This is a genomic window from Brevibacillus brevis (genome assembly GCF_022026395.1).
Classification (GTDB): domain Bacteria; phylum Bacillota; class Bacilli; order Brevibacillales; family Brevibacillaceae; genus Brevibacillus.
Map to the genome: position 1 here is coordinate 2,505,844 of NZ_CP041767.1, position 23,763 is coordinate 2,529,606.

The 23,763-nt window shown below is 46.2% G+C and carries 21 protein-coding genes and 1 pseudogene; 21 read left to right on the forward strand and 1 reads right to left on the reverse strand.

The features are described from left to right. The first annotated feature begins 36 nt into the window (after positions 1–36). From FO446_RS12385 to FO446_RS12400, 4 genes are all read left to right on the forward strand, one after another. The gene (locus FO446_RS12385; RefSeq protein ID WP_173609578.1) at positions 37–2,187 is read left to right on the forward strand and encodes a copper amine oxidase N-terminal domain-containing protein; all 2,151 of its coding nucleotides are present in this window, start codon (positions 37–39) and stop codon (positions 2,185–2,187) included. A gap of 328 nt (positions 2,188–2,515) precedes the next feature. After that, a complete protein-coding gene (gene mce / locus FO446_RS12390; RefSeq protein ID WP_142065105.1) occupies positions 2,516–2,932 on the forward strand; it encodes a methylmalonyl-CoA epimerase in 417 nt (138 codons plus the stop codon). Positions 2,933–3,023: 91 nt separating this feature from the next. After that, positions 3,024–4,145, forward strand: coding sequence for a M20/M25/M40 family metallo-hydrolase (locus FO446_RS12395; RefSeq protein ID WP_237900762.1), 1,122 nt, complete (start codon positions 3,024–3,026; stop codon positions 4,143–4,145). Between the two features lie 145 nt (positions 4,146–4,290). Continuing rightward, positions 4,291–5,490, forward strand: a complete 1,200-nt coding sequence (locus FO446_RS12400; RefSeq protein ID WP_237900764.1) for a DUF3866 family protein — start codon at positions 4,291–4,293, stop codon at positions 5,488–5,490. On the opposite strand, the pseudogene mciZ reads toward FO446_RS12400, so the two are convergent. Beyond that, positions 5,489–5,545: pseudogene (gene mciZ, locus FO446_RS29030) on the reverse strand (Z-ring formation inhibitor MciZ); the annotation flags it as partial. The gene FO446_RS12400 and the pseudogene mciZ overlap by 2 nt on opposite strands. Before the next feature lie 105 nt (positions 5,546–5,650). Here mciZ and FO446_RS12410 point away from each other — a divergent pair. The 17 genes from FO446_RS12410 (at position 5,651) to FO446_RS12490 (ending at position 23,737) form a co-directional block, all read left to right on the forward strand. After that, positions 5,651–6,208, forward strand: a complete 558-nt coding sequence (locus FO446_RS12410; protein WP_330873250.1) for an NUDIX domain-containing protein — start codon at positions 5,651–5,653, stop codon at positions 6,206–6,208. A gap of 4 nt (positions 6,209–6,212) precedes the next feature. Further along, on the forward strand, positions 6,213–7,385 hold the full coding sequence (locus FO446_RS12415; RefSeq protein ID WP_237900766.1) for an endonuclease Q family protein: 1,173 nt from the start codon (positions 6,213–6,215) through the stop codon (positions 7,383–7,385). Positions 7,386–7,452: 67 nt separating this feature from the next. After that, on the forward strand, positions 7,453–8,079 hold the full coding sequence (gene spoIIM / locus FO446_RS12420; RefSeq protein ID WP_173609574.1) for a stage II sporulation protein M: 627 nt from the start codon (positions 7,453–7,455) through the stop codon (positions 8,077–8,079). 94 nt (positions 8,080–8,173) lie between these two features. Beyond that, complete coding sequence (locus tag FO446_RS12425; RefSeq protein WP_007720739.1) at positions 8,174–8,638, forward strand: ferric iron uptake transcriptional regulator; 465 nt, start codon at positions 8,174–8,176, stop codon at positions 8,636–8,638. A gap of 154 nt (positions 8,639–8,792) precedes the next feature. Beyond that, positions 8,793–9,032 (forward strand): YqzK family protein, encoded by a 240-nt coding sequence (locus FO446_RS12430; protein ID WP_173609573.1) that lies wholly within the window; start codon positions 8,793–8,795, stop codon positions 9,030–9,032. Between the two features lie 94 nt (positions 9,033–9,126). Then, positions 9,127–10,014, forward strand: a complete 888-nt coding sequence (gene xerD, locus FO446_RS12435; protein ID WP_173609572.1) for a site-specific tyrosine recombinase XerD — start codon at positions 9,127–9,129, stop codon at positions 10,012–10,014. A gap of 118 nt (positions 10,015–10,132) precedes the next feature. Next, positions 10,133–11,305 (forward strand): phosphopentomutase, encoded by a 1,173-nt coding sequence (gene deoB, locus FO446_RS12440; RefSeq protein ID WP_237900767.1) that lies wholly within the window; start codon positions 10,133–10,135, stop codon positions 11,303–11,305. 60 nt (positions 11,306–11,365) lie between these two features. Further along, the gene (locus FO446_RS12445) at positions 11,366–12,175 is read left to right on the forward strand and encodes a purine-nucleoside phosphorylase (protein ID WP_056492641.1); all 810 of its coding nucleotides are present in this window, start codon (positions 11,366–11,368) and stop codon (positions 12,173–12,175) included. A gap of 24 nt (positions 12,176–12,199) precedes the next feature. Continuing rightward, positions 12,200–13,507 (forward strand): pyrimidine-nucleoside phosphorylase, encoded by a 1,308-nt coding sequence (locus tag FO446_RS12450; RefSeq protein ID WP_173609570.1) that lies wholly within the window; start codon positions 12,200–12,202, stop codon positions 13,505–13,507. A gap of 330 nt (positions 13,508–13,837) precedes the next feature. Next, a complete protein-coding gene (locus tag FO446_RS12455; RefSeq protein WP_012686077.1) occupies positions 13,838–14,308 on the forward strand; it encodes an Lrp/AsnC family transcriptional regulator in 471 nt (156 codons plus the stop codon). 114 nt (positions 14,309–14,422) lie between these two features. Next, the gene (locus tag FO446_RS12460; RefSeq protein WP_173609569.1) at positions 14,423–16,072 is read left to right on the forward strand and encodes a peptide ABC transporter substrate-binding protein; all 1,650 of its coding nucleotides are present in this window, start codon (positions 14,423–14,425) and stop codon (positions 16,070–16,072) included. Between the two features lie 249 nt (positions 16,073–16,321). Beyond that, the gene (locus FO446_RS12465; RefSeq protein WP_173609568.1) at positions 16,322–17,254 is read left to right on the forward strand and encodes an ABC transporter permease; all 933 of its coding nucleotides are present in this window, start codon (positions 16,322–16,324) and stop codon (positions 17,252–17,254) included. Between the two features lie 6 nt (positions 17,255–17,260). Continuing rightward, complete coding sequence (locus tag FO446_RS12470) at positions 17,261–18,178, forward strand: ABC transporter permease (RefSeq protein ID WP_173609567.1); 918 nt, start codon at positions 17,261–17,263, stop codon at positions 18,176–18,178. A gap of 14 nt (positions 18,179–18,192) precedes the next feature. Beyond that, entirely contained in the window at positions 18,193–19,182 is a 990-nt protein-coding gene (locus tag FO446_RS12475) for an ABC transporter ATP-binding protein (protein ID WP_012686081.1), read from the forward strand. A gap of 14 nt (positions 19,183–19,196) precedes the next feature. After that, a complete protein-coding gene (locus FO446_RS12480) occupies positions 19,197–20,156 on the forward strand; it encodes an ABC transporter ATP-binding protein (RefSeq protein ID WP_007720691.1) in 960 nt (319 codons plus the stop codon). 179 nt (positions 20,157–20,335) lie between these two features. After that, positions 20,336–22,408 carry a methyl-accepting chemotaxis protein gene (locus tag FO446_RS12485; RefSeq protein ID WP_173609566.1) on the forward strand — a complete coding sequence of 691 codons (2,073 nt, stop codon included), beginning with the start codon at positions 20,336–20,338 and terminating at the stop codon, positions 22,406–22,408. A 144-nt stretch (positions 22,409–22,552) separates the two neighbouring features. Then, on the forward strand, positions 22,553–23,737 hold the full coding sequence (locus tag FO446_RS12490) for a D-alanyl-D-alanine carboxypeptidase family protein (protein WP_173609565.1): 1,185 nt from the start codon (positions 22,553–22,555) through the stop codon (positions 23,735–23,737). Positions 23,738–23,763 lie beyond the last annotated feature (26 nt).

Genomic DNA, 23,763 nt, shown 5'->3' on the forward strand with positions numbered 1-23,763 from the left:
GTTTTCCAGATTAAGGGTAAATATGGGAGGAAAAACATGGAGAAAAGTAAAAAAGCACTACCAATAGTGCTGGCATCAGCGCTGGCCGCTACACCTTTTGTTGCAGTACCGCAAGCATATGCAATTGAAAAGTTGGATGTATCAGCTGACAACGATGGTGCCGGGAAAGAAAGTGAGTATGATATTAAATTCACGCTAGAAGAAGACCTGGCGAGTGGAGATACCATCACGGTTGATTTCGACGATGATTTCGATGTGGATGATAGTATCAGTAAGAAAGATATTTCCGGTATAGATGTGAAAAGGGTAGAAGTGGATGACAATGAAGTGACCATCACGGTGGATGAGGATTTTGATGAAGGTGATAAAATCTCGTTTACCATTAAAAAGGGAATCACAAACCCCGATGACAAGGGTACATATGACGTAAGTGTAGAAACCGAAAATGAGAGCTCTGACACAGACGAAGTTGAGATCAAAAAAAGCAGCTCCAGCAGCAGTAGCAAGTCCAAAAACGATTACAGCGTAACGTTGAGCAGCAAAGCAGCAGGCGAAAAAGTAAGCCTCAAGCTCGGCAAAATTTCTCTGAAAGGTAGCGATGAGCTGGAGACGAACTCCACGATTACTGTCACTTTCCCGGAGAAAGGCATGTTGCCTTCGAGCATTGATGAAGACGATGTAACGGTAAACGGTACGAAAGCGAAATCCGTCAGCATCAGTGGTAGCTCGGTAGATATCAAGATTCCGAGTGGAGCAGACTCAGATGATTACATTACGTTGGAATTTGACAAATCTGCTGGCATTGAGAATCCTAGTTCCGGTGACAAATATGTTTTCAAAGTGAAATACGACGGTACGACATATGAGTCAGATGAATTTGAAATTACGAAAAACGGCTCCGGCTCAAGCAGCGCTTCCGACAGCTTTACGGTTAATCTGTCTGATCCAGGTGCTGGAGCTCGCACTAGCTACACGTTTGATGCTGACTTCGGCAGCAAAGAGCTAAAAGAAGATGGAGAATTGATTCTTGAGTTCCCGTCCTCTGATATGGTACCGGGCATTTTGACAGCATCAGACTTTTTGCTCAATGGGAAATCAGCGAAGAAAGCAACTGCAGTAGGGAACAGAGTTGCCCTGGTTGCACCAACCGGCTTCAAAGCGACTAGCAAAGTGAAGGTTGAAGTTACTTACGGAGCGTGGATTTCGAATCCAAAAACGGCTGGCAACTACACGTTGAAGGCTACTGTTTCCGGAAGAACTTTGGAATCCAAATCCTTCAGCATCGGTGGTTCTTCGGTGAACCCGACGCCAACCAACCCAACTAACCCAACAAATCCAGTACCTGTACCAAATACAGGTATTAACAATAGCACTGCAACTATCGCATTGACACAAAATGCACTTGGCAAGCAGACAGGTGTAAATGTAGCAATCAAAGGATTGGGTGTTGGTCTGCAAAAGCAGCGTGATTTCATCGAGATCGTATTCCCGGTAGGCTACAAGGTACCGGCTTATATCGCACCAGCTAACATCTCTGTGAATGGTGTAGGTGCGAATTTCGTTGCAGTTCGTGGACAAAACGTTCTGATTTATCCTTCTCAGGATATTCCTGCGGCAACAAACGCTAATATCGTGATCAATCCAGCTGCGAACATCGTAAATCCTGCTGTGAAAAACACATATAGCATTAGCGTATTTACATCCGAAGAAAGAGGTTTGTTGTTTTCTCGTATTGTTGGTGTAGGAATGCCTTCCCCGGCTCAACCAAAGCCTGCAACGCCAACACCACAACAGCCGCAACAACCATCGACTGCTATTCCAGCGAACTCGGCTTCCTTTAAAGTAAATACGGCAAACTTCACCCTGCATGGCAAAACGTATCCTCTGTCTGCAGCTCCATACATTGATGGAAATACGACTATGGTTCCAGCCCAATTCTTTAAAGAAGCGCTGGCACTGACTACGCAATGGAACAATACAAGTGTTGCTGTTATCAGTGGAACTAAAGTCGTGAAGTTTACAGTTGGATCGAAAACAGCAAAAGTAGGGAAAACAGATATTCAACTGCCTACACCTGTTGTCCTCAAAAACGGCATGCCAATGATTCCGATCCGTACAGTAACGGATAATCTTGGTTACAAAGTCGGCTGGGATGCGAAAACTTCCAGCGTATACGTATACAAATAAAAATTAGCTGGGACAAACGAAAAACCCCTTTCCGCTTTTTGGTCGGAAAGGGGTTTTCATTGTGAGTCATCACTCGTTTATTGAAAGTAAAAAAACGTGGGAACGATGAGTGAAAGTATTAGAATGCCGATCAGGATTTTGGCAAAAAGAGATTGGTGTCTCATTCTAATCAAACCTCCTTTCAAGGTAGAGGAAATTATCAGGTGATTCTGTAAGTGGCTGTGCTAGAATGAAGAAAAGGATATCATTGGCTTTCTTTTTTCGCCCATGCTGAAATTGTACCGAAATGTAGCCAATGAGACAACCACTTACAAAAGGATGATGATTCGTGAGCGCACCGAAAAAAATTGCCCATATCGGCATTGCGGTAAAAAGCTTGGAAAAGACGCTTCCCTTTTATACCGAGCAATTGGGATTGGAGTTGGTTGGAACCGAAATCGTAGAGAGCGAACAAGTACAAGTGGCATTTTTAAAGATCGGGGAAAGTCATATTGAATTACTAGAGCCGTTGAGTGATGAGAGTCCGATAGCAAAGTTTATGGAAAAACGCGGAGAAGGCATTCACCACATTGCGTTTGATGTAGATGATGTTGCGGGTCGGCTAGTTACATTAAAAGAACAAGGTGTACCTCTAATCCACGAGGTCCCCAAAGCGGGTGCGCACGATGCGTTGATTGGATTTTTGCATCCGAAGGCTGCGAATGGCGTGTTGTATGAGCTCTGCCAATATCCGAAAGAATCATAGGCGTTTACGTAGTAGAAAAAATTTTTTTGCGGTATACTGGAACTTGTGAATATGTACCAAAATCGGGCAGTACGATCAGGAGGTAACGAGTGTGAGTACGATCAACCAAGAGCGTTTGTTAAATGAATTTTTAGAGCTCGTCCAGATTGACAGTGAAACGAAGAACGAAGCAGAGATCAACAAGGTGCTCAAAGAAAAACTGATTGAGATGGGCTTTACCGTAGAAGAGGATGACGCAGCAGCGAAAACCGGACATGGTGCCAACAATCTGATCGCAACTTTGGAGGGCACTGGAAAAGGTCCAACCATCCTATTTAGCAGCCATATGGATACGGTTGTGCCAGGAAACGGAATCAAGCCTCAGATTCGCGATGGCTACATTTATTCTGATGGAACGACGATCCTCGGTGCGGATGACAAAGCAGGAATAGCAGCGATTTTTGAAGGCATTCGCAGCATGAAAGAGCAAAACCTGCCACATCCAACGATCCAAGTCGTATTGACGGTAGGAGAAGAGTCCGGACTTGTAGGCTCCCGTGCAATGGATTCCAGCCTGCTGAAAGCAAAAATGGGCTTCATCCTTGATTCGGAAGGTCCAGTTGGAAAAATTACAGTAGCTGGTGCTGGCCAATACCGCATCGTAACCAAAATCCACGGCAAAGCAGCGCATGCAGGTGTGAATCCAGAGGATGGCATCAGTGCTATATCGGTGGCTAGTAAAGCAATTTCCCGTATGCCACTGGGCCGTATCGATGCGGACACAACTGCGAACATCGGTCGTTTTGAAGGCGGAAAAGCGTACAATATCGTAACAGATTATGTGGAAATTTGGTCTGAGGCTCGCAGCTTGGTAATGGACAAGCTGGAAGCTCAAGTGAAGAAAATGACGACAGCATTTGAAGAAGTGGCAGCCGAGATGGGTGCGACTTGCGAAAATGAGGTTATCTTTATGTACCATGGCTACAAGTTCAACGAAGAAACGCCAGTTGTACAAAAAGCGATTGCAGCGGTTAAACGTGTAGACCGCAATCCTGAACTGGTTGCAAGCGGCGGTGGAAGCGACGGTAACGTATTTAACGGCTACAACGTACCAAGCGTAAACTTTGCCATTGGCTATGAAGAAATCCATACAAAAAATGAGCGCATGCCAATCGCTGAACTGAACAAAGCGGCTGAGCTGGTGCTTGCTGTTATTGCAGAAGTACAAGAGTAACCAACAGAAGTCGGAATCTCCTTGCGAGGGGTTCCGGCTTTTTTATTCGCTTGCTATCTGGTTTTGCATGATTGAGACAACCACTGTTCATCATAGACTGAATAGAAAGCTCGGGGACGAGGCAGGCATGAAAGGGGGAGGCTGAGTGCTTCGTTTGGCGGTGGGGACGGTCCAAAAAGTTCTGGAGAAGCAAGCGGGTATGCAGATACTCGAAGTCCGGACAGAGTCAGTTGCTGGATGCAAGCTGCAGAGAGTACTGTCTTTTTTGCAGGAGGATTATAAAAGTGGCGATTTACTTTTGATCAATACAACCGCTGTTCACCTTGAATTGGGAACAGGCGGGTATCACTTTGTTGTAGGGAAGGTAAACCAACCCGTGGAAACCGATGTCCTTCCGAATGAGTGGGGCCATGTCATGAAAATGCGCTATTCACCTTGGCAGCTCGCGGTTGATTCGGTAGAAGAACAGGCCAGCCCGTACCACGATTTGTTTGTACAAGAAGACTTGTCCTTGGAAGGTACCCCTGTTTTGATCGGCGAGCTGCACAGTCTTCTACCTGTTGCTGTCCTTACTTTGCGTAAAAAAAATCCAAATGTCCGTATCGTATATGTCATGCCAGATGGCGCATCCTTGCCGATTGCCTTGAGCCAGCACGTCCAACAATTAAAAGCAACCGGGAGCTTGGCTGCTACAGTGACGACAGGTCATGCATGGGGTGGTGATCGTGAGTCGTTGACGATTCATAGTGGCTTATTGGCTGCACGCCATGTAGAACATGCCGATATCATTATATGCATGTTGGGACCTGGGGTAGCAGGTACAGGTACATCTTATGGTTTCTCGGGAGTTCAGTTGGCTGAAGTCATTCATGCTGTATCCACTCTTGGCGGAACACCCTTTTTTATTCCCAGAATCAGCTTTGGGGATCAACGTGCCAGACATTACGGCATCAGTCACCATACTATATCGATCGTAAACAGGTTTACTCTCTGTCCTGTTCTGGTTACAATCCCGATTTTCGGAGATGAAAGAGATGAAATCCTTTCACGGCAGATGAAAACAATAGAAGGTGCGGGGAAGCATATTTTCATAAAGGGAAAAGTCCCAGATCTGTCAGAGCTGGCATCACTGGAAAAGGGGTATGGCTTGTCCTTTTCTACAATGGGGCGGAATTGGCAAGAGGATCCTGCGCCTTTTCAAACGGCATGGATGGCAGCCGATTTTGTAGGAAACAGTCTGGGGTACATCGTCCAAACCGTTAACGACGCTCCGCATTCGCCCGCCTCATCAAGTACTCTTGAAGGGTTAGGTCTTTATTTGACCAGGAACGAAGTGCGGCCTTGATCTGCCAAGCTTTCCCGACCATACGCAATTGCTTTTCGCTAACATATGTTTTCATTCATGATCTCCTCCGATACAATAAGGTGGACAAGCTCTATGCTCCCAACTTATGGAGGGAATCGACGATTTAGAACGACTTCATGGAAAAAGGATGATGATGACCGTGAATAAATATGAACACTTATATGAAAAAACCATTTCGAGTCAGCCGATTTATGACGGGAGAATTATCAAGGTTAAGGTAGATGAAGTTCTTCTGCCCAATGGCAACACAGCCAAGCGAGAAATCGTAAATCATCAAGGGGCGGTTGCCGTATTGCCGATCACTGATGATAACAAAATGGTGGTGGTTCGACAGTTCCGCAAGCCGTTGGAGCGTACGATCGTGGAGATTCCAGCAGGAAAACTGGAGCCAGGGGAAGAGCCGCTTGCATGTGCAATGCGTGAGCTGGAGGAAGAGACGGGTTACGTTGCGAGTCAGTACACACCGCTTAGCTCTTTTTACACATCGCCGGGCTTTGCAGATGAAATTTTACATGTTTTTGTAGCCACTGGTTTGAAAAAAGGAGAGAGCAAGCCGGACGAGGATGAGTTCGTTGATGTGCTGGAAGTGACACTGGAAGAAGCGCATGCCCTGCATCAAAGTGGAGAAATTCGAGATGCCAAGACGGTCGTGGCATTGTTTGCGTGGGAAAACAAAATGCTGCGTGAGCGTGGATAGACCCATGCTTCCTACCTATTTTTGCGACATGCATATTCACATCGGTGGTACGTGGACAGGTAAACCTGTGAAAATAACGGCTTCACGCCAAATGACTCTCACAAAAATTTTGGAGGAGGCCTCCGATAAAAAAGGGATGGATGTCATCGGGATAATCGATGCACATTCGCCTGAGGTTCAGGATGAGCTGGTAGATCTGTTGGAAAAGGGAGTAGCGACTGAACAGGAGTATGGAGGAATTTCCTACAAAGATACGTTGTTAATCTTGGGGTGCGAAGTAGAAATCAAAGAGCCAGAACGCGGTGCAGCTCACTTTCTCGTTTATCTGCCGAAGCTGCAAGAAATGAAGCGATTTACCGCATGGCTGTCAGAACGCTGCAAAAATGTTCAATTGAGCTCTCAGCGTATCTACACATCACTTAAGGAATTGCAAGCTTGTGTCCAGCAATTACAGGGTCTTTTGATCCCGGCACATATTTTTACACCGCATAAAGGGTTGTACGGGAGCTGTACGGATTCAATGGCTGAAGTGTTTGATCCTTCGCTCATCTATGCGGTTGAGCTGGGCTTGAGTGCGAATACCAATATGGCGGACCGCATATCCGAGCTACATGACAAAACCTTTCTCACGAACTCAGATGCCCATTCTCTGGCGAAGATAGGCCGGGAATATCAAGCGATATATATGCAAGAGCGTTCCTTCGCAGAGTGGGTGAAAGCGATCAAGCGCATCGGTGGAAGAGGGGTTCATATGAATTACGGTCTGCATCCCGAGCTAGGCAAGTATCACCAGACGGCGTGCCAAGGTTGTCAGTCTCTACTCGCGGCGGATGCCTCAGGCAAATGTCCGGAATGCGGCTTCCAACGAATTGTGCGAGGGGTTGCAGCGCGCATTGATCAGCTAGCGGATGTTGAGGTCGGCCAGCATCCGGCGTTTCGTCCTCCTTATATCGAGCAAATCCCGTTGGAATTCATTCCGGGAATTGGTCCCAAATTATTGGACAAGCTGTATCGGTCGTTTGGTACACAGATGAACGTGCTGCATCGCGTGAACGAAGAAGAGCTCTCCCATGTTGTCGGAGAGAAAATCGCTTCACTTATTGTACAAGCACGAGAGGGAAAACTCTCTGTCCAAAAGGGCGGCGCCGGTACCTACGGAAAGATCGTCCCGATGTAGATTGTCATAGGGGAGAAATCGTCCGCATAAGCTGTACAGTAATCAGCCAAGCGGGAGGCGACGAAGTGTGCGTTCACGAGTCGGACAAACTATCCAATCCTATGCGAGAGAACATCAGTCACTCTACTGGTTCACGATCGTCCTGTTTACGATGGGCATTATTTTCGGAGCCGTCCTCGTCAATTCACTGCCATTGTCACAGAAGCAGGAGCTATACGGTTTTCTGCAATATTTTTTCAACAGTCTTGGCAGTGATGGAATCCCTGAGACCAGTGCCCATTTTCAGCAGGCATTTGGTCATTATGCCAAGACCACTGCAATCATGTGGGTACTAGGGTTATCCATCATTGGGTTGCCGATGATTTTGTTGATGCTCTTCTTAAAAGGAGTCGTGGTCGGTTTCACCGTCGGTTTTTTGGTGAGCCAGCTCCAATGGCAAGGCGTAACATTTGCCATGGTGGGTGTTCTCCCACAAAATTTATTAGTCGTCCCTGCCCTTTTTATTGTAGGCGTCAGCGGAATATCGTTTTCACTTCGACTCATACGTACGAGAGTGCTGAGCAAAAGAGATGTTATCATGCCGCACTTTATGGGCTATACCGTCCTCGTGCTTAGCATGCTGGCGGTATTGACGATTGCAGCCTTGTTTGAAACCTTCATTTCCCCTAGGTTAATGCAGCTCGTACTTAATTAAGAATAATTCTCAGGTAAGAACTTATGCATTTGACTTATTCGATGCCCCTCTACTATAATAGGAACAGGTTTCATGCGAGCGGGGAGGGGCATTAATGTTGGAAGAAAAATTAGAGAAAATTAAGCAGCAGTTGCATTCACAGAACTACAAGCTGACACCACAGCGTGAAGCCACTGTTCGCGTGTTGTTGGAGAATGAAGAAGATCACTTGAGTGCGGAAGATGTTTACTTGCTGGTGAAGGATAAAGCACCGGAAATCGGGCTTGCTACCGTATACAGGACATTAGAGCTGTTGAGCGAACTAAAGATCCTTCATAAAATGAATTTTGGCGATGGCGTAGCTCGTTACGATCTCCGTGATGATAATGCTGCCTATCACCATCATCACCTTATTTGCCTCAATTGTGGTACGGTGGATGAAATTTTTGAAGATCTGCTTGTCACAGCAGAAGAAAAAGTCAAGAATGTTTACAACTTTTATATTACCGACCACCGATTGACCTTCTACGGGATCTGCAATCGTTGTGTAGATAAAGTGAACGTGGAGGACTTCAAATAAAGTCGACTTCTCTGGGAACGGAGAAGTTTTTCTTTTTTCCTGGGAGCTTTTGTAATGGCAGACCTATTCCTGTGGAATCCTAAGAGAGGATGAATCGAATGGAGCAAGGGACAAGTGCATATAGATGAAAGAAAGTCTGTAAGGAGGCTTACGGATGAAAGTCTCTTATCGTCGCGTGATGGAGGGTCTGCGTTTCTTGCTTCTATTCATTACTTGTACCTTGCTCTCCTACGGCATCATTACCTTGCTGGCGGACAAATTTCTCCCGGCAAACCCTTATCATGAACCACATGGAAATGCGGTGAAGGTAGTAAAAGTCATCAATACCTCTCAGGCACAGGATTTTGACGGATATGTCGCACGACTTCAGCTCTTTTTTTTAACGGGAGAGTAAATGCAAGTTTGTGTTTTTTATCTGGAGAAGCAGGAGTTTCTTTTTCTTTGTGGAAAGCAATACAAGATACTTATCAGCTGAAGGGGACAGCTTCATGGACAGTCTGATTGATCAGTTTATTCATTTCCTGACTGTGGAGAAAGGGTTAGCGAGAAATACCCTGGAATCCTATCAACGGGATATGGTGGCCTTTACCTCGTATTTACAAGAGCAAGGTGTCGCTCGAATAGAGGATTCTACTCGGACGCACATCATTGGGTACTTGCTTGTTTTACGGGAAAAAGGACGTGCTACAGCAACGCTTTCTCGCAATATGGCATCGATACGAGCGTTTTATCAGTTTCTCATTCGGGATAAATACATAGATAAAGATCCATCCATTCATCTAGAAACACCGAAGATCGAGAAACGCTTACCCAAAGTGCTCTCTGTTGAGGAAGTGGAACGTCTTTTGGAAAGTCCTCCTGTCAATCATCCTGCCGGGCTGCGGGACAAAGCGATGCTTGAGCTTTTATACGCGACAGGCATTCGTGTCTCGGAGTTAGTTAATCTGGATAGTGCTGATGTGAATCTGGATATGGGCTTTGTCAAATGCTTGGGAAAAGGATCAAAAGAGCGAATCATTCCGTTAGGCTCGGTTGCCATTCAAATGGTTCGCCACTATTTGCAGGCAGGGCGCCCCAAGCTGGTAAAAGGAACTGGCGATACTGCATTATTTCTGAATCACTTGGGCAAACAAATTACACGGCAAGGTTTTTGGAAAATTATTAAACGATATGCCCAAAAATCAAACATCCGTGCTGAGATTACACCCCATACGCTTCGCCACTCTTTTGCCACTCACTTACTGGAAAATGGAGCCGATTTGCGCTCTGTTCAAGAGATGCTTGGGCATGCTGATATTTCAACCACCCAGATTTACACACATGTGACCAGAACGCGGATTAAGGACATCTATGCCAAGACGCATCCGCGAGCATGAGTATGAAAAAACGATCGTCTCCGCCTGATTGTCGGGCGGAGAAAAATTTTCTGAATCAGGTCAGACGTCTGACGACTTGATGAGAGAAATGAATGACTGGTAAACAGGAGGCGTTAAGATGCAGTATTCACGAGTTTTTTTGATCGTAATGGACAGCGTAGGGATTGGCGAACAACCTGATGCGCCTAAGTTCAATGATGCAGGAGCGAACACCTTAGGCCATATTGCGGAACGAGTTGCGGGATTTTCATTGCCTAACTTGCAAAAATTGGGTTTGGGAAATATAGCACCACTCCAAAACGTTGCGCCAGTTGCAACTCCTATGGCCCATTATGGAAAAATGCAGGAAATCTCTATGGGGAAAGATACGACGACGGGCCATTGGGAGATCATGGGTCTGCATGTGTCCACTCCGTTTAACACGTATCCAGACGGATTTCCTCAAGAGTTAATCTCGGAATTTGAGCAACGTATTGGTCGTAAGGTACTCGGGAACAAAGTCGCTTCTGGGACAGACATTCTCGACGAGCTTGGCGAAGAGCATATGAATACGGGTGCAGTGATTGTCTATACATCTGCGGACAGTGTATTTCAGGTGGCAGCACACGAAGAGATTGTTCCGCTTGAAGAGCTGTACCATATTTGCGAGGTAGCTCGTGAGTTGACGCTTCGTGATGAGTTCGCCGTAACTCGTGTCATTGCGCGTCCATTTGTTGGACAGCCAGGCAATTTTAGCCGTACAGCAAATCGTCACGATTATTCCGTGAAGCCATTTGCTCCGACAGTCATGAATCGTTTGCAAGATGCTGGCCTTGCTTCTATTGCCATTGGCAAAATCAGCGACATTTACGCGGAAGAAGGCGTTACTCAATCTATCCGTACCAAAGATAACATGGATGGTGTGGATCAAATTCTGGGTACGATGAAACAATCGTTTACGGGCCTTTCCTTTGTCAATCTTGTGGACTTCGATGCGAAGTTCGGTCATCGCCGTGATCCAGAAGGGTATGGGCGGGCACTGATGGAGTTCGACGCTCGTATTCCAGAGCTTTTGGAAGCGCTACAAGATAATGATTTGTTGGTAATCACGGCAGATCACGGAAACGATCCAGTACATCATGGCAGCGACCATACCAGAGAATATGTTCCGTTGCTTGTCTATCACAAGGGTATTCAAGCTGGCCAACATTTGGGCATCCGCGAAACATTTGCGGACTTGGGTGCGACCATCGCAGACAATTTTGGGGTGACTGCTCCGGCAATTGGGGAGAGCTTCCTTAATCATTTATAAAGGTAAAGTAAAAATAAACATTTATATAATAGAAGAAACACAAAAAAGGAGAGAGTTAAATTGGCAAATTTCCATGATGCAGTAGCATATATCGAACCGAAATTGACAGAAAAACCAACCATTGGTCTCGTGCTTGGATCAGGGCTGGGTGTATTGGCAGATGAAATCGAAAATCCAGTGATCATACCTTATCATGAAATTCCTGGATTCACAGTGTCCACTGTTGTTGGGCACAAAGGACAACTCGTGATTGGTAAGCTGCAAGGCAAACAAGTCGTTGCGATGCAAGGTCGTTTCCACTTTTATGAGGGACATGGTCTGGATGCCGTTGTTTTCCCAATCCGTGTCATGAAGTTGCTCGGCGTAGAAACGATTATTGTGACCAATGCGGCTGGCGGAATTAACGAAGGCTACAATCCAGGCGACCTCATGCTGATTTCCGATCACATCAACATGACGTTCCGCAATCCGTTGATTGGTGCAAACGATGAACAATTGGGAGCGCGTTTCCCGGATATGTCTGAGGCTTATTCCAAACAGCTCCGCAAGCTCGCCCATGAAGTTGCGTCCGAGCAAGGAATCCAGCTTCGTGAAGGTGTATACGCAGGTCTACTAGGACCAACCTATGAAACTCCTGCTGAAATCCGTATGCTTCGTCTGTTGGGCGGGGATGCTGTAGGGATGTCAACCGTACCAGAAGTAATCGTGGCACGACACATGGGTGTGAAGGTGCTCGGTATTTCGTGCATTAGCAACATGGCTGCAGGTATTTTGGAGCAACCTCTGTCCCATGATGAAGTTATGGAAACAACAGAGAAGGTAAAATCGCAATTCCTGGCTCTGGTGAACGGTATCGTAGCCAAAATGTAAGTAACGGATTCGGAGGGATTAACAATGCGTATGGTCGATATGATCGCCAAAAAACGTGATGGCGGAGAACTGACAACAGAAGAGATTCAATTTCTGGTGACAGGCTATACAGATGGAAGTATTCCTGACTACCAAATGTCCGCGTGGGCAATGGCAGTCTTTTTCCGTGGCATGACTGCGAGAGAGACGGGAGATCTAACCTTGGCAATGGCAGGGTCAGGCGAACAGCTTGACCTGTCTTCTCTGCAAGGAATTAAAGTAGACAAGCACAGTACAGGCGGAGTAGGGGACAAGACTACTCTTGTTGTTGCGCCATTGGTAGCGGCAGCAGGTATTCCTGTGGCAAAAATGTCTGGAAGAGGCCTTGGATACTCAGGAGGCACCATTGACAAGCTGGAATCCTTCGCAGGTTTTGAAGTAGAACGCACACGCGAGCAATTTTTGCAGCAGGTGCGTGATATTGGCGTGTCTGTAATCGGGCAGTCCGGCAACCTGACACCTGCAGATAAGAAGCTGTATGCTCTGCGTGACGTGACAGCTACTGTAGAGGCTGTGCCATTGATTGCAAGCTCCATTATGTCCAAGAAGATTGCTGCTGGGGCAGATGCCATCCTGCTTGATGTAAAAGTAGGGAAGGGCGCTTTCATGAAAAGCATTGAAGAGGCAGAAACATTAGCAAATGCGATGGTTGCAATCGGCAGCCAAGTAGGACGTAAAACGGTGGCGGTTATCAGCGATATGAACCAGCCGCTTGGCTTTGCTGTGGGCAATGCACTGGAAGTGAAAGAAGCGGTGGAGACACTTGCAGGTAAAGGGCCACGCGATTTGACCGAGCTGGTATTGGCTATTGGTTCGCGCATGCTTGTTATGGGTGGCCTTGTTACTGATGTGGAAGAAGGGCGCAAGAAGCTTGAAGACCTGATGGCTTCCGGAAAAGCAGTGGATAAACTGGCGGAAATGGTAGAGGCTCAAGGCGGCAATAAGCAGGACGTCTATGATTTGTCTCGTCTGCCGCAAGCAAAGATCATTCATACGGTAACAGCCGAGCAGGACGGCTTTGTAAGCGCGATTGATGCGGAAGCGATCGGTCATGCTTCTGTTGTCTTGGGTGCTGGCAGATTGACAAAAGAAATGCCAATTGACTTGGCAGTAGGTCTTGTCCTGCACAAAAAACGCGGGGATCAGGTGAAGGCTGGAGAAGTTTTGGCCACCATCCATGCTAACGAAGACCATCTTTTGCAAAATGCGTTAAAAGAGATGGAAGGCGCCTTCCAAATTTCGACAGCAATCGATGGAGAACAACCGTTGATTTATAAAATTATCGAAGTATAGAATGTCCAGGTATTAGTTGATCAATCAAATAAAACAAGGCGTGCACAGCACTTGAGCACGCCTTGTTTTATGAGTAAAAATACAGTTTCTCGAAAAAATATTGTTGATTAAATCTAGTTTTTCATATTCAATAGAAAGATATAACTCGTTTTTTGTTATATAAAATATATTTTACTGTTCGGATTGACTTTATAAAGTTTTATTATTCTACTTGTCAAATTTCGTTGACACCGCTATCATTTCCGATTACTTTTATTGTATTAGACTGTTTGTAAAAGATTATTGCGAAATTCGTAAAAAAATGATGGAGGTTCCCAGAAAATCGTATTTATGAAAAAGCTGGACCATGTCGATAGACAGATTCTGCAAATCCTCCATGAAGATGGGCGTATCCCATATACAGAAATCGCCCATCAACTAGGCGTGAGCGAAGGAACGATTCGATCGCGCATCACTCGACTTTTGCAAGACGGAGTATTCCAATTCGTAATACAACCCGATCCAGAGAAATTAGGATTACATGTGCAGGCTATCATCGGGTTAACCACAAAGCTAGGTTTGCAGAAAGAAGTGGCAGAGAAATTGAGCAAATTTTCTGCAGTACGCTTTGTAGGCGCTTATAGCGGTAAGCACGACTTGATCATCCAAGCGTGTTTCCATAGTAATGATGAGCTGATCACCTTTGTCAATGAACGACTCTCTCAAATTGAAGGCATAGCAGCTGCGGACGTTTCACTGGAACTGAAGCAGTACAAAGACACCTTCTCTTTCGTTCAAGACGACGAGGTGACCCTGCAATGAAAGGGGTTGATGCCTTCCAGCCGAAGTCAAGCAGCTTCGTGTAGTTTTCATTTTTTTTCGTCCTTTATTTTCAGAAAAAAGACAAAAAAGAAAAACGTACTGGGGGTTATTGCGTTGAAAAAGAATGTGTTTGCACTTGTGAGCTCGATTGCTGTTTTAGGAACCGCCCTAGCAGGGTGCGGAGGAGGACAACAAACTGCCACTCCACCGGCAGGAGGTACACCAGCACCTTCACAGCCTGCAACACCAGCTGCTGAGAAGAAGCCACAAGTTTTAAAGATGAACCTGCACTCGGAGCCACCTACAACTGATCCTGGGCTCGCAGAGGACACGACTTCAGGCGCGATTATCTTGGCAACCTTTGATGGTTTGACCCGCATTGGGACTGACGATAAGCCGCATGAAGCTGCCGCTGAGAGCTACACCGTCTCTGATGATAAGCTCACTTACACATTTAAAATCAGAGACGCGAAATGGAGCAATGGTGACCCAGTAACAGCACATGACTTTGAGTATGCTTGGAAGCGTGCTCTCGATCCAAAAACAGCTTCCAACTACGCATATCAGCTGTACTACGTGAAGAATGGCGAAAAAGCAAACAAGGGCGAAGCAAAGCTTGATGAAGTAGGCGTGAAGGCACTAGACGATAAGACGCTGGAAGTGAAGCTGGAGAATCCGACTCCTTACTTCCTGGAACTGCTCGCATTCCGTACCTACTTCCCAGTTAACAAAAAAGTAATTGAAGCAAATCCGAAGTGGGCAGGCGAAGCAAGTTCGCACGTCGGGAATGGACCTTTCAAAATCGAATCTTGGGAGCACAAGAGCAAGATGGTGCTCGTGAAGAACGAAAATTACTGGGATAAAGACAATGTAAAGCTTGAGAAAATCGAATTCTCCATGGTAGAAGACGAAAATACAGAGCTCTCCATGTTCGAAAATGGCGAAATCGATTGGGCTGGCGCACCTATGAGCGCTTTGCCAACAGATGCGATTCCTGCATTGAAAGAGCAAGGAAAAATTCAAACCAATCCAATCGCGGGTACTTACTGGTACAAGTTCAATACCGAAAAGCCGCCATTTAATAACATAAAAGTAAGGAAAGCATTTGCCTACTCGATCGATCGACAAGCCTTGATCGACAACATTCTCCAAACGGGTCAAATCCCGGCAATTGGCGCTGTTCCTCCATCCATGGTGCTGAATCCAAATGGCTATTTCAAAGACAATGATGTAGAAAATGCGAAAAAGCTCTTGGAAGAGGGACTGAAAGAAGCAGGTATGAGCAAGCTTCCACCGATTGTCTTGTCCTACAATACATCTGAGGCTCACAAGAAGATTGCGGAGGCCATCCAAGACCAATGGAAGAAAAATCTCGGCGTAGAAGTGAAACTCGAGAATAAAGAATGGAAAGTTTACCTCGAAGATATGCATGAGGGTAAATTCCAGATTGGACGGATGGGTTGGCTGGGTGACTTCAATGACCCAATCAATTTCCTGGAACTCTTCAAAGATAAAATGGGTGGGAACAACGATACGCGTTGGGAAAATGCAAAATATAAAGAGTTGTTGAACCAATCTGCAAAGGAATCCGACCTCGAGAAACGTAAGAAAATTTTGGCAGATGCCGAGCAAATCCTGATGGATGAAATGCCAATCATGCCAATTTACTGGTACACACAATCTTGGGTTCAGAAACCAGAGGTGAAAGGTGTTCACCAAACGGGTCTGGGTGACGTGGATTGGAAAGGCGCATACATCGAGTAATTTCATAACGAAGGAAACGGGATTTGCAGCAGAGGGTATATGGTTGCACATATACCCTCTGCTATGCAAGCCCTTCCCATAAATTTCAGCTGACATGATTGCCAGCAAAGAGAAAATAGAGAGAGAAGCTTTACTGCAAGAGATCTAAGGGTTATTTACACAGCCGATTTTTACACTGTGTCGGCAGCGTTCCGCAGTGTAAACATGGGACGTGAAAGCAATCAAAAATCTACCAAGGGGGTAAGTTAGTTGATCCGTTATCTCGGTAAGCGCATCATTTTTATGCTCATCTCGCTCTTCTTAATTGTAACGGCCACCTTCTTCATCATGAAAGCAGTACCAGGTGGTCCATTTACATCCGAGAAGCAGGTCCCGCCGGAAATTAAGGCAGCACTAGAGGCAAAGTACAAGCTGAACCTGCCGTTGCATGAACAATACTTTGAATATTTGAAAGGTGTAGTCACATGGGATCTCGGTCCGTCGTTTACGGAGAAATCTTCGAATGTTAACGACATGATTAATCGTGGTTTCCCTGTTTCTGCTCACTTAGGAGCACAAGCTTTATTGCTCGCTATCTTTGGTGGAATTACGTTAGGGGTTATCGCAGCGTTAAACCACAATAGATGGCAAGACTATTCTGCAATGGTTATCGCCGTTTTGGGATTATCGGTACCAAGTTTTATTTTGGCGTCCTTTTACCAATACATTTTCGCTATTAATTTGGGCTGGTTTCCAATCGCGAAATGGGAAGGATTCGAATACACCATCCTTCCATCATTGGCACTCGCCGCATCACCGATGGCATTTATCGCGCGTTTGACGCGTTCCAATATGATTGAAGTTATGGGTCAAGATTACATTAAAACAGCAAAAGCAAAAGGGTTGCACACTTTTACTATTACAGTAAAACACGCTATCCGTAATGCGCTCTTGCCAGTTGTTACTTACCTGGGTCCACTGATTGCTGGTATTTTGACAGGTGCATTCGTTATTGAACGTATTTTCGGTGTTCCTGGTCTTGGTCGCGAATTCGTTTTGTCTATTACAAACCGTGACTATACAGTAATCATGGGTACGACCGTGTTCTACTCCATTATCCTGGTTGTGATGATTCTGATTGTTGACATCGCATACACCTTGGTAGATCCACGGATCAAACTTTCGGACGCAGGAAAGGAGTAATGACACGTGCAAAACTTGACTAAAGAACATTTCGAGCCAATTTCCGTTGACCTTCGTCAAGCTGAAGCAATTAAGCGCCCAAGTCTCTCTTTTTGGTCTGACGTTTGGCGTCGTTTGAAAATGAATAAAGTCGCAATGATTTCTATGATCTTCATTGCTGCGTTAATCGTATGTGCCATTGTGGTCCCATGGCTAACTCCACAAGATTATTTTACGACGGATCTGGCTGGCAAGAACAAAAAGCCGTCTGCTGAACACTGGTTTGGCACAGATGACCTAGGTCGTGACGTATTTGAGCGTATTTGGTACGGTGCACGTATCTCTCTGCAAGTAGGTCTTGCGGCAGCGTTCATTGACCTGATCATTGGTGTGATCTGGGGTGGTATCGCAGGTTTCTATGGCGGTAGAGTAGATGAAATGATGATGCGTATTGCGGACATCCTGTTTGCGATTCCTTACCTGCTGGTTGTTATTTTGTTGATGGTAGTGTTAGAGCCTGGTGTCGGAACGATTATTATTGCCTTAACGATAACGGGATGGATCGGTATGGCCCGGATTGTGCGTGGTCAGATCCTTCAATTGAAAAACCAAGAGTTTGTACTTGCTGCACGCTCCCTTGGTGCTGACGCCAACCGTCTGATCTTCAAACACTTGATTCCTAATGCTTTGGGTCCAATCATCGTAACGCTGAGCTTGACTGTACCGTCCGCGATTTTCGCAGAATCCTTCTTGTCCTTTATCGGACTAGGGGTTTCGGCACCGATTGCATCGTGGGGAACGATGTCCAATGAGGGCTTGCCGGCCATGAAGTACTATCCATGGCGTTTGACATTCCCGGCAATCTTCATTTCCGTGACCATCTTGGCATTTAACTTGTTCGGTGACGGTCTGCGCGATGCAGTAGACCCACGCCTGCGTAAATAGGAGGGATAGTCGTTATGGAACGCATTCTTGATGTAAAAGACCTGCACGTATCCTTCCATACGTATGCAGGTGAAGTAAAAGCAGTCCGCGGTGTGAATTTTCACGTCAACCGCGGAGAGGCTGTAGCGATTGTAGGGGAGTCCGGTTGCGGTAAATCCGTAACCGCTCAAACCCTCATGAAGCTGATTCCTATGCCTCCAGGTGAAATTAAAAAGGGACAAATTCTCTTCAATGGAGAGGATATCGTCAAGAAGTCCAAAAAAGAAATGGAATCGATCCGCGGTAAAGATATCGGGATGATCTTCCAAGATCCAATGACTTCCTTGAACCCAACAATGACCATCGGCAGCCAAATTACCGAGGGCTTGATCAAGCACCAAAACATGTCGAAAGCAGCAGCACGTGATCGTGCCATTGAGCTATTGACCATGGTTGGTATTCCGCAACCTGAGAAACGTGTGGAGCAATATCCACACGAGTTCTCCGGCGGTATGCGTCAACGTGCAATGATCGCAATCGCACTCGCCTGTTCACCGAAGCTGTTGATCGCGGATGAACCGACGACAGCTTTGGACGTAACGATTCAGGCGCAAATTTTGGACCTGATGAAAGAATTGCAAAAGAAAACAGGCACTTCCATTATCTTGATCACACATGACCTTGGTGTAGTTGCTGAGATGTGTGACCGCGTAATCGTTATGTACGCAGGAAAAGTGATCGAGACAGGAACAGTTGACGATATTTTCTACAATCCGCAACACCCTTACACCAAAGGCCTGCTTCGCTCGGTACCACGTCTTGACTTGAACCGTGACGAGCCACTGACACCGATTTTTGGTACGCCGCCAGACCTTCTGCGTCCGCCAGTTGGCTGTGGATTCACTGCGCGTTGCGAATCAGCGATGCGTGTGTGCCAAGAGATCGATCCTGAGCTGAACGACATCAGCACAACTCAGCGAGCAGCTTGTTGGCTTCAGCATCCGCTTGCTCAGAACCGTGCGTAGAAGGAGGGATATCAGTGGATAAACGTGAAAATTTGATTGAAGTACGCAATCTAAAGAAATTCTTTTCCATTGGCGATAATACTCTGAAAGCTGTAAATGATATCTCGTTTGAGATCAAACGTGGAGAAACATTGGGCGTAGTAGGAGAGTCAGGCTGTGGGAAGTCCACTGCCGGTCGTACCATCTTGAGACTGTACGATGCGACTGAAGGGGACGTCCTGTTTGAAGGCAAGAGCATCATGAACCTGAACCAGCAGGAAATGAAGGCAATGCGCCGTAACATGCAAATGATTTTCCAAGATCCTTACGCATCCTTGAATCCGCGTATGACAGTCGGGGATATCATCGGCGAGGCGTTGGATATTCATGGTCTGGCGACTGGTCAGAAGCGCAAAGAGCGCATTCAGGAGCTCCTTTCCTTGGTGAGCTTGAATCCTGAGCATATGAACCGCTTCCCACACGAGTTTTCAGGTGGTCAGCGCCAACGTATCGGAATTGCCCGTGCATTGGCAGTAGAGCCAAAATTCATCGTGTGTGACGAGCCGATCTCTGCTTTGGACGTATCCGTACAAGCACAGGTTGTAAACCTGCTCGAACAGCTGCAAGAAAAAATGGGTTTGACCTACATGTTCATTGCCCATGACTTGTCCATGGTAAAATACATTTCCGACCGAGTAGCGGTTATGTACTTGGGTAAAATGGTTGAGCTGGCAGAAAGTGATGCTTTGTATGAAAAGCCGCTCCATCCGTATACGCAAGCGCTGTTGTCTGCGATTCCGATCCCAGACCCAGAGATTGAGCGTAACCGTGAGCGCATTGTATTGCAAGGCGATGTACCTAGCCCGATGAACCCACCAAGCGGTTGCCATTTCCGTACCCGTTGCCCGAAAGCAATGCCGGAATGCGCTGCATCCGTACCTGTGTGGAAAGAAGTAGAGCCAGGACATTTCGCGGCTTGTCATCTGTATAACTAAATCAATTGCAAATAGCGAGTTCCGAGGCTACTCGTGCAGCCCGGAACTCGTTTCCCTTCATAAGGGAGGTTTTACCTCTGAAAAAAATGGGTATTGTACCCAGAGGCAGTTTTTTCAGGGGTATTTTTTCGGAATTCTTGCACTGGAAAATGGTAGCAGTGATAAAGGGGGCAAGTAGCATGAGCAAATTTTTGTCGCCACGATGGAAAAAGAAGGAGGGAATATCGAATCTCTTAAAAAAAGTGAATCTGACTAGCCAAGTAGCAACGGAAAAGCTAAAAGGCTCTCTTGCTACAAAGATGATTGTGTTTGGTCTAATTCTCGTACTTATTATTATCGGTTCTTTGCAATACATAGCCCTTTCCTTCTCGAAATCAACGCTGTTTAGCATTACCTCTAATCAAGCAAAAATGCTGGCTGACCAGCATGCGAATAGCATGGAAGATGACCTGAAAGCGATTGTGAACTCGACGAAATCGGCGGCAAGCAAGCGTGTGATGATGACAGAGCTGCAGCCGCTTATCATGGAGCAGTTTACTCTATTGCGCCAGGCACATAAAGAAGTATCCCGAATCTATTTGATTGACACGGCTAGCGGAAAATCTCTGTATTCCTTGACAGGTACAAATGAGATTGACTTCAAGCAAAAGCAATACTTCCAGAGAGCACTAACTACGAAATCCTTGGTTATTTCTGATGAAGAAATCGTTGAGGGCAGCAACAAGAGTTTTCTTTATATTGCGACACCCATAGGGGAAAAGGCCGATGATACGAGCCGATTGTTCGTTGTTGGTTTTACGATTGACCAAATGATTCAAAAAATTCCTGAGATCTCTTTCATGGAGAATGGCTACGCTTTCGTCGTTCGACAAGACGGTTTGGTTGTCGCCCATCAAAATCCGAATAACAACAACAAGCTCGTGTTGGCTGGTGACAAAGATTACGAAGAGATGCTTTCCCTGATGAAGCAAGAGACAAGCAACAGCTTGCTGTACTCTGACCATGGCATTGATTCATTTGCAGCTTTTGCACCGATTCCCATGTTGAAATGGAATGTCGTTTTATCAACGGGAACTGACGAGGTATATGGTGAAGTAGACGGAATGTGGCTGTACTTCGTGCTCTTCAGCTTGCCAATCATCGGACTCTCGGTTTGGGCAATCTGGTGGTTTGCGAAGCGGATTCGACTATCCCTGTTCGCGATCGCCCGAGATATGGATCAGATCGGCGCCGGACATTTTAATATCAACGTAAAAGTAAATGGCAATGACGAGCTGGCTATGGTTGGCCGCAAAATGAATGAGATGGCAGCTGAACTTCGCAAGCTGATTGCCCTTGTACAGGGACAAGCAACACAACTGAACGTAGCGACAGATGAGTTGACTCTGTTTGCGCAAGAAAACAAAGGAGCCATTAACGTTATTACGGATAATATTTCGACGATTGCCCATCGCGTTTCTACGCAGACGAATGAAGTGCAAGCAACGGCGAATACCGTCTCGGAAATATCGGAAGGCGTTGAACAAGTGGCGGTGGCTGCTGAATCTACATCGGTTGCCACGACTCGTACGTTTGAGAGAGCGCAAGGCGGAATGGAGTTAGTAGAAAACGTAATCAATACGGTAAGACGTGCCACTAGCGAAGTAGAACGTACTGCTGGGCAAATGCACAGTCTTCGTGAGCGGGCTCGTGAAATTACGAGCATCGTCGAAATGATTACGAGTATTGCGTCGCAGACGAATTTGTTGGCGCTGAATGCCGCCATTGAGGCTGCACGTGCTGGAGATGCTGGACGAGGCTTCTCGGTTGTCGCCAGCGAGGTTCGCAAGCTTGCAGAGGAAAGCAGCTCCTTCTCTGAGCGTATAGCTGCCATTGCCCATTCGATCAATGATGAGGCAATGGATATGAGCAAGCATATGGACGAGATCGTTACCATGGTGAGTGGAGGCTTGCAGTCTGTAGAGTCTGTGGGTACTGCTTTCCAAAATATCGTGGCAGAGATTCAATCGGCTGCAGAGCAGAGCGAATCGATGACGGCGACCTCAGAAGAAATGGCGGCGGGTAATCAGGTTGTGACGAACTCCATGCAACGCCTTGCCACCATGTCGGATGAAATTAGTGAATCCATCTCAGGTGTGGTAGAGACAGTGGATGAACAATTGAATTCGATTGCACGCATTAATGAAAACGTAGAGCAATTGAAAAAAATGGCGGACGAGTTAACGCAAAATGTGAGCCGCTTCGTCATTTAAGAAAGTATCCCTTCTGCTAGTAGCGGAAGGGATTTTTTTGTGAAACCGGATGGTCTTTCGAGAAGATAATCTTGCTGTTTTTGTGTGAATATTTTCCTTTCATGATGGTGAGAATAAAACCATGAATGGAGGGAAGAGACTGCTATGAAACGGAATGGATACCTCGCTCTATGCTTCGTTATGTGCTTTACCATCTTTTCTCCGATGGCGATTGCCAAAGAAAAGGCTGGACAGCAAAAGAGTGACAATCATTTTGCCCCACAAGCTTCATCCGCAGTGATGATTGAAGCGGATACGGGAACAGTCTTGTATGAAAAGAACGCCAATGAAAAAATGCCACCCGCCAGTATCACCAAAGTTATGACCATGCTTTTGATCATGGAAGCGGTGGAGCGGGGAGAGCTTAAGCTTACCGATAAGGTTCGAACAAGTGAAAGAGCAGCATCAATGGGCGGGTCGCAAATTTTTCTTCAGCCCGGTGAAGAAATGACGGTAGAGGACATGATGAAAGGGATTGCGATTGCCTCAGGGAATGATGCCTCTGTAGCGATGGCTGAGCACTTGGCTGGGACAGAAGAGAGTTTTGTCGCGCGAATGAATGAACGCGCTCAGCAGCTCGGCATGAAAAATACGCATTTTGTTAACTCTAATGGACTTCCTGCCGCGAATCACTACTCTTCGGCAGCGGACATTGCGATCATGTCACGCGAGCTCTTAAAGCACGAAGGCATCACGAAGTTCACCGGTACGTACCAGGACTACTTGCGAAAAGATACAGAGACCCCCTTCTGGCTTGTGAATACGAACAAGCTGGTGCGTTTTTATGAAGGGGTGGACGGTTTGAAAACTGGGTACACAGGCGAAGCGAAATACTGTTTAACAGCGACTGCCAAACGCAACAACATGCGTGTCATTGCAGTCGTCATGGGCGAGCCTGATGTAAAGACACGCAATAATGAAGTATCGACTATGTTCAATTACGCATTCACACACTTTCAGGTGACGCCGATGTACAAAAAGGGAGAACCTGTGCGTGCACTCGTAGTGGATAAAGGACAGAAACCGCAAATCAATGCGGTAACACCACATGCAGTGAGTTTGTTGATGAAAAAAGGAGAATCGGCCGATACATTCCAGAAGGAAATTGTCATCAATGAGACTGTTCACGCACCGATAGCAAAGGACCAAGTAATCGGCCACATTTTCATCCGGACGAAAGATGGCAAGGAAGTAAATCGAGTCGATCTGTTCCCGGAAGATCAGGTAGATAAAGCCAACATGTGGGAGATTCTCAAGCGAACCACCAAGAGCATTTTGATTAGCTACTAACAGACAGCATGAGCGCGAAAAGAATC